The sequence below is a fragment of the Streptomyces sp. WI03-4A genome (genome assembly GCF_033792105.1).
In the GTDB taxonomy this organism is placed as follows: domain Bacteria; phylum Actinomycetota; class Actinomycetes; order Streptomycetales; family Streptomycetaceae; genus Streptomyces; species Streptomyces collinus_A.
This window is the reverse complement of record NZ_JARAUO010000005.1, coordinates 1-14,117: the sequence shown is the minus strand read 5'-3', so window position 1 is coordinate 14,117 and position 14,117 is coordinate 1. Positions and strand designations below refer to the sequence as shown.

The window sequence follows — 14,117 nt, the reverse complement described above, 5'->3', positions numbered from 1 at the left end:
GACTGTGCCCACTGTGCCCCCGGCCTCGACACCCGCTCGGAGGACCGCGGTGGACGTGACCGCGCTTCTGGAGCGCGGACGGACCCTGGCCACCCCGGTCCTGCGTGCGGCCGTCGACCGCCTGGCGCCTCCGATGGACACCGTCGCCGCCTACCACTTCGGCTGGATCGACGCCGCCGGCAACCCCGCCGACGGCGACGGCGGCAAGGCCGTGCGGCCTGCCCTCGCCGTCCTCTCCGCCGAGGTCACCGGCGCCGCCCCCGAGGTGGGCGTACCCGGGGCCGTCGCCGTCGAGCTCGTCCACAACTTCTCGCTGCTGCACGACGACCTGATGGACGGCGACGAGCAGCGCCGGCACCGCGACACGGTCTGGAAGGTGCACGGCCCCGCCCAGGCCATCCTGGTCGGCGACGCCCTGTTCGCCCTGGCCAACGAGGTGCTGCTGGAGCTCGGCACCGTCGAGGCCGGCCGCGCCACCCGCCGTCTGACCACCGCCACCCGCGCCCTGATCGACGGTCAGGCGCAGGACATCTCCTACGAGCACCGCGACCGGGTCAGCGTCGAGGAGTGCCTGGAGATGGAGGGCAACAAGACCGGCGCCCTGCTCGCCGCCTCCAGCTCCATCGGCGCGGTCCTCGGCGGCGCCGACGACCGCACCGCCGACTCCCTGGAGAAGTACGGCTACCACCTCGGCCTCGCCTTCCAGGCCGTCGACGACCTCCTCGGCATCTGGGGCGACCCGGAGGCCACCGGCAAGCAGACCTGGAGCGACCTGCGCCAGCGCAAGAAGTCCCTGCCGGTGGTGGCCGCGCTCGCGGCGGCCGGCCCCGCCTCCGAGCGGCTCGGCGAGATCCTCGCCGCCGACGCCAAGAGCAGCGACTTCGAGAACTTCTCCGAGGAGGAGTTCGCCGCCCGCGCCGCCCTCATCGAGCAGGCCGGCGGCCGGGAGTGGACGGCCGAGGAGGCACGCCGGCAGCACACCATCGCCCTCGAGGCGCTCGACGCGGTGGACATGCCCGACCGGGTGCGGGCCGCCTTCACGGCGCTCGCCGACTTCGTCGTCGTACGAAAGAGATGATCCCTATCGGTCGAACAGTCCTCGCATAGTCGCCGGCCGGTGTCGAGGGACGACGGACACCGGCCGACGGCGGACCCACAGCAGCACGACTCGCACGACTGCACGAAGGGGAAGCCATGACAGCGACGACCGACGGAAGCACCGGGGCGACCCTGCCGCCCCGGGCTGCCGCGGCCAGCCACACCGACCTCACCACCCCCGCGGCGGCCGGGGTGCAAGAAGCCGCCGAACGCGCCGCGAGGCGCGCCACCGACTTCCTGCTGGCCCGCCAGGACGCGCAGGGCTGGTGGAAGGGCGACCTCGAGACGAACGTCACGATGGACGCCGAGGACCTGCTGCTCCGTCAGTTCCTGGGCATCCAGGAGGAGGCGACGACGCAGGCCGCCGCCAAGTTCATCCGGGGCGAGCAGCGCGCGGACGGCACCTGGGCCACCTTCTACGGCGGCCCCGGCGAACTGTCCACCACCGTCGAGGCGTACGTCGCCCTCCGCCTGGCCGGCGACGCGCCCGACGCCCCGCACATGGCGAGGGCCTCCGCCTGGGTCCGCGAGCGCGGCGGCATCGCCTCCGCCCGGGTCTTCACCCGGATCTGGCTCGCCCTGTTCGGCTGGTGGAAGTGGGAGGACCTGCCCGAACTCCCGCCCGAGCTGATCTGGTTCCCGACCTGGATGCCGCTCAACATCTACGACTTCGGCTGCTGGGCCCGCCAGACCATCGTGCCGCTCACCGTCGTCTCGGCCAAGCGCCCGGTACGCCCGGCGCCGTTCGGGCTGGACGAGCTGCACACCGACCCGGCCGACCCCAACCCGCACCGGCCGCTCGCCCCGGTGGCCAGCTGGGACGGCGCCTTCCAGCGCCTGGACAAGGCGCTGCACCAGCTCCGCAAGGTCGTCCCGCGCCGGCTGCGCCGGGCCGCGATGAACTCCGCCGCCCGCTGGATCGTCGAACGGCAGGAGAACGACGGCTGCTGGGGCGGTATCCAGCCCCCGGCCGTGTACTCGGTCATCGCCCTGCACCTGCTCGGCTACGACCTGCAGCATCCGGTGATGCGCGAGGGCCTGGCGTCGCTGGACCGTTTCGCCGTCTGGCGCGAGGACGGCGCCCGGATGATCGAGGCCTGCCAGTCCCCGGTCTGGGACACCTGCCTGGCCACCATCGCCCTGGTCGACGCCGGCCTGCCCGTCGACCACCCGCAACTGGTCAGAGCGGCCGACTGGATGCTCGGCGAGGAGATCGTCCGGCCCGGCGACTGGGCCGTCAAGCGTCCCCAACTGCCGCCCGGCGGCTGGGCGTTCGAGTTCCACAACGACAACTATCCGGACATCGACGACACCGCCGAGGTCGCGCTCGCGCTGCGCCGGGTCCGCCACCACGACCCCGAGCGCGTGGACCACGCCATCGGGCGGGCCGTGCGCTGGAACCTCGGGATGCAGTCCCGCAACGGCGCCTGGGGCGCCTTCGACGTCGACAACACCAGCCCGTTCCCCAACCGGCTGCCGTTCTGCGACTTCGGCGAGGTCATCGACCCGCCGTCCGCCGACGTCACCGCGCACGTGGTCGAGATGCTCGCCGCCGAGGGCCTCACCCACGACCCGCGCACCCGGCGAGGCATCGACTGGCTGCTGGCCGAACAGGAGCCGGACGGCTCGTGGTTCGGCCGCTGGGGCGTCAACTACCTCTACGGCACCGGCTCGGTGGTGCCCGCCCTCACCGCGGCCGGGCTGCCCGGCTCCCACCCCGCGATCCGGCGCGCGGTGACCTGGCTGGAGGGCGTCCAGAACGACGACGGCGGCTGGGGCGAGGACCTGCGCTCCTACAAGTACGCCAAGGAGTGGAGCGGCCGCGGCGCCTCCACCGCCTCCCAGACGGGCTGGGCGCTGATGGCGCTCCTCGCGGCGGGGGAGCGGGACTCCAAGGCCGTCGAGCGCGGTGTGCGGTGGCTGGCGGAGACCCAGCGCGAGGACGGCACCTGGGACGAGCCGTACTTCACCGGCACCGGCTTCCCCTGGGACTTCTCCATCAACTACCACCTCTACCGGCAGGTGTTCCCGCTCACCGCGCTCGGCCGGTACCTGCACGGCGACCCTTTCGAGCGGGCGCCGCTCGCCACGGCCAGGAAGCACCTGCCCGAGGTGCGCCGCCCGGTGACCGAGGCCGCACCGTCCCGCTCCGAGGCCAAGGGGAGCTGAATGAACGCCCAGCCCGCCCCGGCCCCGCTGCTGATCGCCTGCGCGCTCGGCATCGAGCACCTCGCCCTGCGCACCGGCGACCGCGGCGGTGCGGGCGGGCCGGTCACCTTCCTCCGCACGGGCATGGGGCCCAGGGCGGCGGAACGGTCCGTCACCGGCCGGCTGGCCGGCCCCGCGGTCACCGGGGCCGCTGTGGTGGCCACCGGCTTCTGCGCCGGACTCGCCCCCGGCATGCACCCCGGCGACCTGGTCGTCGCCGAGGAGACCCGGGACCCGCGCGGGACCGTCCCGTGCGTACGAACCGATCTGCTGGTGAAGGAACTCGCGCGCCTGCTGCCCGGGCGCACGGTCCACACCGGCCCGCTCACCGGCTCCGACCACGTGGTCCGTGGTCCGGAGCGGTCCGACCTGCTGGCGACCGGCGCGATCGCGGTCGACATGGAGTCGGCGGCCACGCTGCTCAGCGCCGTCCGCACGGGCGAACGCCCGGTCGCGGCCGTCCGGGTGGTCGTGGACGCTCCGGAACACGAACTCGTCCGGATCGGCACGGTGCGCGGTGGGATCATCGCTTTCCGCGTTCTCCGTTCCATCCTTCCCGCGTTTTTCGAATGGCACCGTTCTTTGCCGCTCCCCCGGAGGTGAGCCAGATGGCCATGCCGTTGCGTCAGTCCATCAAGGTCGCTACGTACCTGGCTGAACAGAGGATCCGCAGGCGCGACAAGTTCCCGCTCATCGTCGAGCTGGAACCGCTCTTCGCCTGCAACCTGAAGTGCGAGGGCTGCGGCAAGATCCAGCATCCGGCCGGTGTGCTCAAGCAGCGCATGCCGGTGGCCCAGGCCGTGGGCGCGGTGCTGGAGTCCGGCGCGCCGATGGTGTCCATCGCCGGTGGAGAACCGTTGATGCACCCGCAGATCGACGAGATCGTGCGGCAGCTGGTGGCCCGGAAGAAGTACGTCTTCCTGTGCACCAACGCCCTGCTGATGCGCAAGAAGATGGACAAGTTCACGCCGTCGCCGTACTTCGCCTTCGCGGTGCACATCGACGGGCTGCGCGAGCGGCACGACGAGTCCGTCGCGAAGGAGGGCGTGTTCGACGAGGCGGTGGAGGCCATCAAGGAGGCCAAGCGGCGCGGCTTCCGGGTGACCACCAACTCGACCTTCTTCAACACCGACACCCCGCAGACCGTCATCGAGGTGCTCAACTTCCTCAACGACGACCTCCAGGTCGACGAGATGATGATCTCTCCCGCCTACGCCTACGAGAAGGCGCCCGACCAGGAGCACTTCCTCGGCGTCGAGCAGACCCGCGAGCTGTTCCGGAAGGCGTTCGCGGGCGGCAACCGCCGCAAGTGGCGGCTCAACCACTCCCCGCTCTTCCTGGACTTCCTGGAGGGCAAGGTCGACTTCCCGTGCACGGCGTGGGCGATCCCGAACTACTCGCTCTTCGGCTGGCAGCGCCCCTGCTACCTGATGAGCGACGGGTACGTGCCGACGTACCGCGAACTCATCGAGGACACCGACTGGGACAAGTACGGCCGGGGCAAGGACCCGCGCTGCGCCAACTGCATGGCGCACTGCGGCTACGAGCCGACGGCCGTGCTCGCCACCATGGGCTCCCTGAAGGAGTCGCTGCGGGCCATGCGCGAGACCGTCTCCGGGAACCGGGAGTGACGCCGTGACCGCCGTCCCCCTGGGCGTTCCCGAGGTACCGGCCCGTCCGGTGGCGCCGCGGCGCGCGTCGCGGCGGATCCAGGTCGGGCCGGTGGCGGTCGGCGGCGGTGCCCCGGTGTCCGTGCAGTCGATGACGACGACCCGGACCTCCGACATCGGTGCCACCCTCCAGCAGATCGCCGAACTCACCGCGTCCGGCTGCCAGATCGTCCGCGTCGCCTGCCCCACGCAGGACGACGCGGACGCCCTGGCGACCATCGCCCGCAAGTCGCAGATCCCGGTGATCGCGGACATCCACTTCCAGCCGAAGTACGTGTTCGCGGCCATCGAGGCGGGCTGTGCGGCGGTCCGGGTGAACCCGGGCAACATCAAGAGGTTCGACGACCAGGTCAAGGAGATCGCGCGGGCCGCGAAGGAGCACGGCACGCCGGTCCGGATCGGGGTCAACGCCGGTTCCCTGGACCGGCGTCTGCTCCAGAAGTACGGCAAGGCCACCCCCGAGGCGCTGGTGGAGTCGGCCCTGTGGGAGGCGTCCCTCTTCGAGGAGCACGACTTCCGGGACATCAAGATCTCGGTCAAGCACAACGACCCGGTCGTGATGATCGAGGCGTACCGCCAGCTCGCGGAGAGGTGCGACTACCCCCTGCACCTCGGGGTGACCGAGGCCGGCCCGGCCTTCCAGGGCACCATCAAGTCGGCGGTCGCCTTCGGCGCCCTGCTCTCCCAGGGCATCGGGGACACCATCCGGGTGTCGCTGTCGGCCCCGCCGGCCGAGGAGGTCAAGGTCGGCCTCCAGATCCTGGAGTCGCTGAACCTCAGGCAGCGCGGTCTGGAGATCGTCTCCTGCCCGTCCTGCGGCCGCGCCCAGGTCGACGTCTACAAGCTGGCGGAGGAGGTCACCGCCGGTCTGGACGGCCTGGACATGCCGCTGCGGGTGGCGGTGATGGGCTGTGTGGTCAACGGACCGGGGGAGGCCCGGGAGGCCGATCTCGGCGTGGCCTCCGGCAACGGCAAGGGGCAGATCTTCGTCAAGGGCGAGGTCGTCAAGACGGTCCCCGAGTCCAGGATCGTGGAGACCCTCATCGAGGAGGCCATGAAGCTCGCCGAGCAGGCGAAGTGAGTTGAGGTCACAGCACGGTACGGACCGAGAGGGGGCCCAGCGTGACGATTCTGGAGACCATCCGGGGACCACGAGACCTGAAGGCGCTGTCCGAGGCGAAACTCGGTGAACTGTCGGAAGAGATACGTGAGTTCCTGGTGCAGGCGGTGTCGAGGACCGGTGGCCATCTGGGGCCGAACCTGGGCGTGGTGGAACTCACCGTCGCGCTCCACCGGGTCTTCGAGTCGCCGGCCGACCGCATCCTGTGGGACACCGGCCACCAGAGCTATGTGCACAAGTTGCTGACCGGACGTCAGGACTTCTCCAAGCTGCGCGGCAAGGGCGGCCTGTCCGGCTATCCCTCGCGCGAGGAGTCCGAGCACGACGTCATCGAGAACTCCCACGCCTCCACCGCGCTGGGCTGGGCCGACGGCCTGGCCAAGGCCACCCAGGTGCGGGGGGACGAGGGCCACGTCGTCGCGGTCATCGGCGACGGCGCGCTGACCGGCGGCATGGCCTGGGAGGCGCTGAACAACATCGCGGCCGCCAAGGACCGGCCGCTGATCATCGTCGTCAACGACAACGAGCGGTCCTACGCCCCGACCATCGGCGGCCTGGCCAGCCATCTGGCCACCCTGCGCACCACCGACGGCTACGAGAAGGTCCTCGCCTGGGGCAAGGACGTGCTGCTGCGCACGCCGGTCGTCGGCCACACCGTCTACGAGTCCCTGCACGGCGCCAAGAAGGGCTTCAAGGACGCCTTCGCCCCGCAGGGCATGTTCGAGGACCTGGGCCTGAAGTACGAGGGCCCGATCGACGGCCACGACATCGGTGCCGTCGAGGCGGCGCTGCGCCGGGCGAAACGCTTCCACGGGCCGGTCCTGGTCCACTGCCTCACCGAGAAGGGCCGCGGCTACGAACCCGCCCTCGCGCACGAGGAGGACCACTTCCACACCGTCGGCGTGATGGACCCGCTGACCTGCGCCCCGCTCACCCCGTCCGCCGGGCCCTCCTGGACCTCGGTGTTCGGCGACGAGATCGTCCGGATCGGGGAGGAGCGGGAGGACGTCGTGGCGATCACGGCCGCCATGCTGCACCCGGTCGGCCTCGGCCGGTTCGCCGAGCGCTTCCCCGACCGGGTGTGGGACGTGGGCATCGCCGAGCAGCACGCGGCCGTCTCCGCGGCCGGCCTCGCCACCGGCGGGCTGCACCCGGTCGTGGCCGTCTACGCCACCTTCCTCAACCGCGCCTTCGACCAGGTGCTGATGGACGTGGCCCTGCACCGCTGCGGAGTGACGTTCGTGCTGGACCGGGCCGGCGTCACCGGGGTCGACGGGGCGTCGCACAACGGCATGTGGGACATGTCCGTCCTGCAGGTCGTACCGGGCCTCAGGATCGCCGCCCCGCGCGACGCCGAGCAGTTGCGCGTCCAGTTGCGCGAGGCCGTCGCCGTGGACGACGCGCCCACCCTGGTGCGCTTCCCGAAGGAGTCCGTCGGACCGGAGATCCCGGCGGTCGACCGGGTCGGCGGCATGGACGTGCTGCACCGGGCGGAGCGCCCCGACGTGCTGCTGGTGGCCGTCGGGGTGATGGCCCCGGTGTGTCTCCAGGCCGCGGAGCTGCTCCAGGCCCGGGGCATCGGGTGCACGGTGGTCGACCCGCGGTGGGTCAAACCCGTGGACCCGGCACTGCCGGGCCTGGCCGCCGGACACCGTCTGGTGGCCGTCGTCGAGGACAACAGCCGTGCGGCGGGAGTCGGTTCGGCCGTGGCGCTGGCCCTCGGGGACGCCGACGTGGACGTGCCGGTACGGCGGTTCGGCATCCCGGAGCAGTTCCTCGCGCACGCCAAACGCGGCGAGGTGCTGGCCGACATCGGCCTCACGCCCGTCGAGATCGCCGGCCGGATCGGTGCGAGCCCGGCCGTCAGGGACGTGGGGGGCACAGTCAAGGAGAGAGCTGAATGACCACCGAGTTCGATCTCGGCGCCCTCCTCGCCGAGCGCGGGGCCGAGCGCTACGAGCTGCACGCGAAGTACCTGAACCCGCAGCTCCCGCGCATGCTGCACACCATCGGCTTCGACAAGGTCTACGAACGCGCCGAAGGGGCCCACTTCTTCGACGCGGACGGCAACGACCACCTGGACATGCTGGCCGGGTTCGGGGTGATGGGCCTCGGCCGGCACCACCCGGTCGTCCGCAAGGCGCTGCACGACGTCCTCGACGCGGGCCTCGCCGACCTCACCCGCTTCGACTGCCAGCCGCTGCCCGGGCTGCTCGCCGAGCGGCTGCTCGCGCACAGCCCGCACCTGGACCGGGTGTTCTTCGGCAACAGCGGCACGGAGGCGGTCGAGACCGCGCTGAAGTTCGCCCGCTACGCCACCGGAAGGCCGCGGATCCTCTACTGCGACCACGCCTTCCACGGCCTGACCACCGGCTCCCTGTCGGTCAACGGCGAGGACGGCTTCCGCGACGGCTTCGCCCCGCTGCTGCCCGACACCGCCGTACCCCTCGGCGATCTCGACGCCCTGGCGCGGGAACTGAGGAAGGGCGACGTCGCCGGGCTCATCGTGGAGCCGATCCAGGGCAAGGGCGTGCACGAGGCGCCGCCCGGCTACCTGCGCGCCGCCCAGGAGCTGCTGCACCGGCACAAGGCGCTGCTCATCGCCGACGAGGTGCAGACCGGTCTCGGCCGCACCGGCGACTTCTACGCCTACCAGCACGAGGACGGCGTCGAGCCGGACCTGGTGTGCGTGGCGAAGGCGCTGTCCGGCGGCTACGTCCCGGTCGGCGCCACCCTCGGCCGGGACTGGATCTTCCGGAAGGTCTACTCGTCCATGGACCGCGTGCTGGTGCACTCGGCGAGCTTCGGGTCCAACGCGCAGGCGATGGCCGCCGGGCTCGCCGTGCTGTCGGTCATGGAGAACGAGCAGATCGTCGCCGGGGTGCGGCGCACGGGCGACCTGCTGAAGTCCAGGCTCACCGCGCTGGTCGACCGCTACGAACTCCTCGCCGACGTGCGCGGCCGCGGCCTGATGATCGGCATCGAGTTCGGCAGGCCCTCGTCGCTGAAGCTGCGGGGCCGCTGGACCATGCTGCAGGCCGCGCGCAAGGGCCTGTTCGCGCAGATGGTCGTCGTACCGCTGCTGCAGCGGCACCGGATCCTCACCCAGGTCTCCGGCGACCACCTGGAGGTGATCAAGCTCATCCCGCCACTGGTCGTCGACGAGGCCGACGTGGACCGGTTCGTGACGGCGTTCACGGCGGTGATGGACGACGCGCACAGTGGCGGCGGCCTGATGTGGGACTTCGGCAAGACCCTGATCAAGCAGGCGGTGGCCAACCGCTGACGTGCCGGTCCCGAGGCTCTTGCCTCTGAGGCAAAAAATTTGTCGCAGAGGCAAGAGTCGGGCTCAATGGAGACATGAACGCTCCCGAGCCGGGGCCCGGGGACGAGCTGCCCGCCGTCGCCCCACAGCTCCGCGCCCTGCGCAGGCGCGCCGGCCTCACCCTGGAGGCCGCCGCCCGGTCGGCCGGGCTCTCGCCCGCCCATCTGTCCCGCCTGGAGACGGGGCAGCGCCAGCCCTCGCTGCCGATGCTGCTCGCGCTCGCCCGCATCTACGGTACGACGGTGTCGGACCTGCTCGGCGAGACGGTCGCCGAACGCGACTCGATCGTACGCGCCTCCGACATGGAACCGACCCACGCGGGCGGCTGGACCTACTTCCAGGCCGGCTCCTCCGGGCGCGGCATGCAGGCGCTGCGCGTCCGGGTGCCGTACGGCACCCAGGGCGACATCGTGCGCGTCCACCCCGGCGAGGAGTGGCTGTACGTCCTCAAGGGGCGGCTCAGGCTGCGGCTGGGCGACACCGCGCACCTGCTCGCGCCGGGTGACAGCGCGCACTTCGACTCGCTCACCCCGCACCGGCTCGCCGCCGAGGACCACGACGGCGTCGAGCTGCTGTTCGTCCACACCCTGCTGCAGAGCCCCACGGCCACGCTGTGCCTGGGCCACCCGACTGGAGAGCTGCCATGAGCGACTTCGAGGAGAAGTTCCCCCGCTCGCTGTGGGTCCGGCTGATCATCTACATCGCCGTCGGCCACCTCTTCGCCGCGTTCCTCTACCTGCTGTTCGCGCTCGGCGCCAAGAGCTGAGCGGGCCTCAGTCCACGAGGCGCTCGCGCAGCCGCTCCCGGGCCGCGGGGGTGAGCCGCAGCCCCTGCTCGAAGTAGGTGTCGAGGTCGCCCCAGGTCTCCTCGATGGACTCGAAGGCCGCCGACAGGTACTCGGCGCGCGCGTCGAAGAGGGGGCTGAGCAGCTCCATCACCTCGGGCGTGTACGCGGTGTCCGGGTCGCCGGCGCGGCGCACCTTGTAGCGGCGGTGCTTGGCGTTGGACTCCAGGTAGTCCGCGATCACCGCCTCGCGCTCCACACCGACGGCCAGGAGCGTGACGGCTATGGAGATGCCCGCGCGGTCCTTGCCGGCCGCGCAGTGCATCAGCGCCGGCACGCTGTCCTCGGCCAGCGCGTGCAGCACCCGGGAGTGCTCGGCGGTGCGCTGGGTGACGATCGCGCGGTACGAGGCGACCATCCGGGCCGCCCCCTTGCCGTCCGCGAGGATCGAGCGGAGCTGGTCGAGGTCGCCGCCCCGGACCATCTTCCAGAACTCGGCGCCGTCCGCCGGGTCGCTCAGCGGCAGGTTCACGTTGCGCACGCCGGGCAGCTCGACGTCCGGGCCCTCCAGCTTCTGGTCGGCGGCGTTGCGGAAGTCGAAGATCGTGTGCAGGCCCAGGGAACCGAGGAAGGCCGCGTCCTCGGCGGTGGCGTGCGCGAGGTGGCCGCTGCGGAACAGCACGCCGTGCCGCACCCGCCGCCCGTCCACGGTCGGCAGTCCGCCCACGTCACGGAAGTTGCGTACGGCGGCCAGCTCCGGCTCGGTCGACGGCACCTGCTGCGTCACGGGGGCTCCTCACGCCTCGCTCCCGCCGGCGCGGCTCGGCGACGGGCACTGCGTCGACGATACGACATCGATTTCCTCGGGCAATGAGTTGTCCACAGGCGTTGCCAGCGGGGGCCGGTCGGCCTAATGATGTTCGCACTTGAGCGGATCTGTTGACACCTGTGAGGTCTCGATGGTGGACATCGCCGAAGACGGTCGTACGTGGCTCCTCTCGGGGCCCACCAGCAGCTATGCCCTGCACCTCACCGAGGCGGACGAGTTGCTGCACCTGCACTGGGGGCCGCGAATCGCGCTCGCGGACGCCGAGGGGCTGGCGGAGCGCCCGCTGCCCGGCTACTGGCCCTTCGAGTCCCCGCTCGACGGCCGCGAGGAGTACCCCGTCGAGGGCGGCCCCCGCTTCGTCCGCCCCGCCCTGTCCGTGCGCACCGGGGAACGGCGCGGCACCGAATGGCGCTTCGTGTCGTGCGAGACCGGGTCCGGCACCGGCGGTCCTACCGGCACCGGCACCGACGCGGACGAGCTGCGGCTGCGCTTCGACGACGACGGCGTGGCGATCACCCTGCACCACCGGATGCGCGGGGACGTGGTGGAGCGCTGGGTGACCGTGGCCAACGGCGGCGACACACGCGTGGAGCTGCTGCGGGCCGACGCCGCCACCTGGACCCTGCCGGAGCGCGAGGGCTGGCGGCTGTCCCAGCTGCACGGCCGCTGGGCCGCCGAGTCCCTGCTCACCACCGCCCCCCTCACCTACGGCGAGAAGGTCATCGGCAGCCGCCGCGGCCACACCGGCCACCAGCACCTGCCCTGGGTCGCGCTGGACACCGACGCGACCGAGGAGCGCGGCGAGGTCTACGGCTGCGCGCTCGGCTGGTCCGGGTCCTGGCGGATCGCCGTGGCCCAACTCCCCGACGCGCGTGTGCAGATCACCGGCGGCGCCGGCTGGGACGAATCGGGGCTGCTGCTCCTGGAGCCGGGGGAGTCGTACACCACACCCGTCTTCGCGGGCCTGTGGAGCGACGGCGGCTTCGGCGGGGCCAGCCGCACCTGGCACGCCTACCAGCGCGACCACGTGATCCCGGACGCGGAGCGGGACCGGCCGGTGCTGTTCAACTCCTGGGAGGCGACCGGCTTCGGCATCTCCGAGGACCAGCAGACCGCCCTCGCCCGGCACGCCGCCGACATCGGCGTCGAGCTGTTCGTCGTGGACGACGGCTGGTTCGGTGCCCGCACCGGCGACCGGGCCGGGCTCGGCGACTGGACGCCCAACCCCGACCGCTTCCCGCACGGCCTGAAGCCCCTGGCGGACCGGGTGCACGGGCTCGGCATGCAGTTCGGCATCTGGGTCGAGCCCGAGATGGTGAACGCCGACAGCGACCTCTACCGGGCCCACCCCGACTGGGTGCAGTACCAGGCGGGGCGCAGACAGACGGAGCTGCGCAACCAGCTCGTGCTCAACCTCGCCCGCGAGGACGTCCAGGAGTACCTGTGGGGACAGCTGGACGCCCTGCTGTCCAGCGCCCCGATCGACTACGTGAAGTGGGACTTCAACCGCTGCTTCACCGACGCCGGCTGGCCCGGCGAGCCGTACCCGCAACGCCTGTGGATCGACCACGTCCGCGCCTTCTACGCGCTGCTGGACCGGTTGCGCGCCGCCCACCCCGGGGTCGCCTTCGAATCCTGCTCGGGCGGCGGCGGCCGGATCGACCTCGGCGTGCTCGGCCGCACCGACCAGGTGTGGACCTCCGACAACACCGACCCGCTCGACCGGCTCGCCATCCAGCACGGCTTCAGCCAGATCCATCCCGCGCGGGTGATGGCGGCCTGGGTCACCGACAGCCCGAACACCCAGCTCAACGGCCGGGTCAGCTCGCTGCGGTTCCGCTTCGTCAGTGCGATGGCCGGGGTGCTCGGCGTCGGCGGCGACCTCACCGCATGGACCGGGGAGGAGCTGGCCGAGGCCCGCCGGTGGGTGGAGCTCTACAAGGAGATACGCCCGGTCGTCCAGCGGGGCGAGCAGTACCGGCTGCGGCCCCCGGCGGGCGGGCAGAGCGCCGTCCAGTACGTCCTCGGGGACGAGTCGGTGGTCCTCGCCTGCCTCCAGGCGCAGCGGTTCGGCGAACCGGTGCCGGCGCTGCGGCTGCGCGGACTCGACCCGAACGCATCGTACGAATGCCGCGAAACGGGCGAAGTGCACCGGGGTGCGGTCCTGTTGCACCACGGCCTGCGCACCGGCCTCAAGGGTGACCTGGACGCCACGGTCCTCCGGCTGCGCCGCGCCTAGCCCGTCTGTCCGAATCGCGGTATTACATCCAACTCGGTGCGGATTGGCGGAGGGTGGGTGCCGGGCGCGTGAGGAGCGTCATAGCCGTGACCGAGGGTGGCGCGTCATGTGCACGTAATTCCGGCGCCGACGAGGGGATTCGACCGGACTCACCGATCGAGGATTCACGGAGTGTGACCGTGTATTCCCGAATTGGATCATCCGAGGCGCTCTAGCCGGGAACCTGTTGCTTGTCCGGGTGCGTCTCGCTCGCTTACGTTCGCCACCAATCCGGACGGAACGCCGAATCCTGCCGCCGCCCGGAGTCCCCACACATGACCCGTGTTCGGCAGGAGCGGGGGATTCGGGCGGTTCCAGCCCGAACCCGACAGCTCACCTCGCAGGCGCCGGAGAGGAACGCGCCATGCCCGCGAAGGGTAAGCACCGACGCCCCAGGAACCGGCGTCTCGGCCGTGCCGTCGCCGCCGCCGGAACCGGCGGTGCCGCACTGGCCCTGCCGCTCATCGGGGCCGCCGGAGCGCACGCCGCCACGCCGGGGGCCGTCTCCGGGACAACCGCCCAGTCCCTTCCGGCCGTGCAGAAGGCGGCTGCCGGGAAGGCCGCCGCGCGGTCGGACCAGGCGGCGCGCAGCTACACGGTGAAGACCGGTGACTGCCTGGCGAGGATCGCCGACGAGCAGCACGTCAGCGGCGGCTGGCAGCGCCTCTACGAGGACAACCGGCAGGCCGTGGGCGCGGACCCGTCGTTGATCCACCCCGGCCTCGAGCTGTCCCTCGGCGCGAAGGCGGCGGCGCACACGGAGCCCTCCGCGGCCTCGCGGACGGCGCAGCGGCCGAAGCCGGCC

11 protein-coding genes and 1 pseudogene are annotated in these 14,117 nt (G+C 71.8%); 11 read left to right on the top strand and 1 reads right to left on the bottom strand.

Annotated elements, in window-relative coordinates; translation table 11 throughout:
- Positions 1–13 precede the first annotated feature (13 nt).
- The 9 genes from PV343_RS07805 (at position 14) to PV343_RS07765 (ending at position 10,187) form a co-directional block, all read left to right on the top strand.
- Positions 14–1,078 carry a polyprenyl synthetase family protein gene (locus PV343_RS07805; RefSeq protein WP_319146279.1) on the top strand — a complete coding sequence of 355 codons (1,065 nt, stop codon included), beginning with the start codon at positions 14–16 and terminating at the stop codon, positions 1,076–1,078.
- Between the two features lie 116 nt (positions 1,079–1,194).
- Positions 1,195–3,267, top strand: coding sequence for a squalene--hopene cyclase (gene shc, locus PV343_RS07800; RefSeq protein ID WP_319146050.1), 2,073 nt, complete (start codon positions 1,195–1,197; stop codon positions 3,265–3,267).
- Positions 3,268–3,909, top strand: coding sequence for a 1-hydroxy-2-methyl-2-butenyl 4-diphosphate reductase (locus PV343_RS07795; protein ID WP_319146049.1), 642 nt, complete (start codon positions 3,268–3,270; stop codon positions 3,907–3,909).
- A 5-nt stretch (positions 3,910–3,914) separates the two neighbouring features.
- A complete protein-coding gene (gene hpnH / locus PV343_RS07790) occupies positions 3,915–4,937 on the top strand; it encodes an adenosyl-hopene transferase HpnH (protein ID WP_319146048.1) in 1,023 nt (340 codons plus the stop codon).
- A gap of 4 nt (positions 4,938–4,941) precedes the next feature.
- Positions 4,942–6,057, top strand: a complete 1,116-nt coding sequence (gene ispG / locus PV343_RS07785; protein WP_319146047.1) for a flavodoxin-dependent (E)-4-hydroxy-3-methylbut-2-enyl-diphosphate synthase — start codon at positions 4,942–4,944, stop codon at positions 6,055–6,057.
- 41 nt (positions 6,058–6,098) lie between these two features.
- Positions 6,099–8,000 carry a 1-deoxy-D-xylulose-5-phosphate synthase gene (gene dxs / locus PV343_RS07780; protein ID WP_319146046.1) on the top strand — a complete coding sequence of 634 codons (1,902 nt, stop codon included), beginning with the start codon at positions 6,099–6,101 and terminating at the stop codon, positions 7,998–8,000.
- On the top strand, positions 7,997–9,382 hold the full coding sequence (locus PV343_RS07775; RefSeq protein WP_319146045.1) for an aspartate aminotransferase family protein: 1,386 nt from the start codon (positions 7,997–7,999) through the stop codon (positions 9,380–9,382). Before dxs ends, PV343_RS07775 begins: the two co-directional genes overlap by 4 nt.
- A 74-nt stretch (positions 9,383–9,456) precedes the next feature.
- Positions 9,457–10,068 (top strand): helix-turn-helix domain-containing protein, encoded by a 612-nt coding sequence (locus PV343_RS07770; protein ID WP_319146044.1) that lies wholly within the window; start codon positions 9,457–9,459, stop codon positions 10,066–10,068.
- Positions 10,065–10,187: a DUF6126 family protein gene (locus tag PV343_RS07765; RefSeq protein ID WP_020943391.1), complete on the top strand. Its 123-nt coding sequence runs from the start codon at positions 10,065–10,067 to the stop codon at positions 10,185–10,187. Before PV343_RS07770 ends, PV343_RS07765 begins: the two co-directional genes overlap by 4 nt.
- A 7-nt stretch (positions 10,188–10,194) precedes the next feature.
- Here PV343_RS07765 and PV343_RS07760 read toward each other — a convergent pair whose 3' ends face one another.
- On the bottom strand, positions 10,195–10,992 hold the full coding sequence (locus tag PV343_RS07760; protein ID WP_319146043.1) for a tyrosine-protein phosphatase: 798 nt from the start codon (positions 10,990–10,992) through the stop codon (positions 10,195–10,197).
- Between the two features lie 172 nt (positions 10,993–11,164).
- Here PV343_RS07760 and PV343_RS07755 point away from each other — a divergent pair, with 172 nt between their 5' ends.
- Both PV343_RS07755 and PV343_RS07750 read left to right on the top strand, forming a co-directional pair.
- Positions 11,165–13,273 carry an alpha-galactosidase gene (locus PV343_RS07755; RefSeq protein WP_319146278.1) on the top strand — a complete coding sequence of 703 codons (2,109 nt, stop codon included), beginning with the start codon at positions 11,165–11,167 and terminating at the stop codon, positions 13,271–13,273.
- 403 nt (positions 13,274–13,676) lie between these two features.
- A pseudogene (locus PV343_RS07750) lies at positions 13,677–14,117 on the top strand (LysM peptidoglycan-binding domain-containing protein); the annotation flags it as partial.

Bases quoted from the DNA above. Each gene is read 5' to 3' on its own strand.
- shc (WP_319146050.1), top strand. From the start codon at position 1,195: ATGACAGCGACGACCGACGGAAGCACCGGGGCGACCCTGCCGCCCCGG.
- PV343_RS07795 (WP_319146049.1), top strand. From the start codon at position 3,268: ATGAACGCCCAGCCCGCCCCGGCCCCGCTGCTGATCGCCTGCGCGCTC.
- hpnH (WP_319146048.1), top strand. From the start codon at position 3,915: ATGGCCATGCCGTTGCGTCAGTCCATCAAGGTCGCTACGTACCTGGCT.
- PV343_RS07775 (WP_319146045.1), top strand. From the start codon at position 7,997: ATGACCACCGAGTTCGATCTCGGCGCCCTCCTCGCCGAGCGCGGGGCC.
- PV343_RS07770 (WP_319146044.1), top strand. From the start codon at position 9,457: ATGAACGCTCCCGAGCCGGGGCCCGGGGACGAGCTGCCCGCCGTCGCC.
- PV343_RS07765 (WP_020943391.1), top strand. From the start codon at position 10,065: ATGAGCGACTTCGAGGAGAAGTTCCCCCGCTCGCTGTGGGTCCGGCTG.
- PV343_RS07755 (WP_319146278.1), top strand. From the start codon at position 11,165: ATGGTGGACATCGCCGAAGACGGTCGTACGTGGCTCCTCTCGGGGCCC.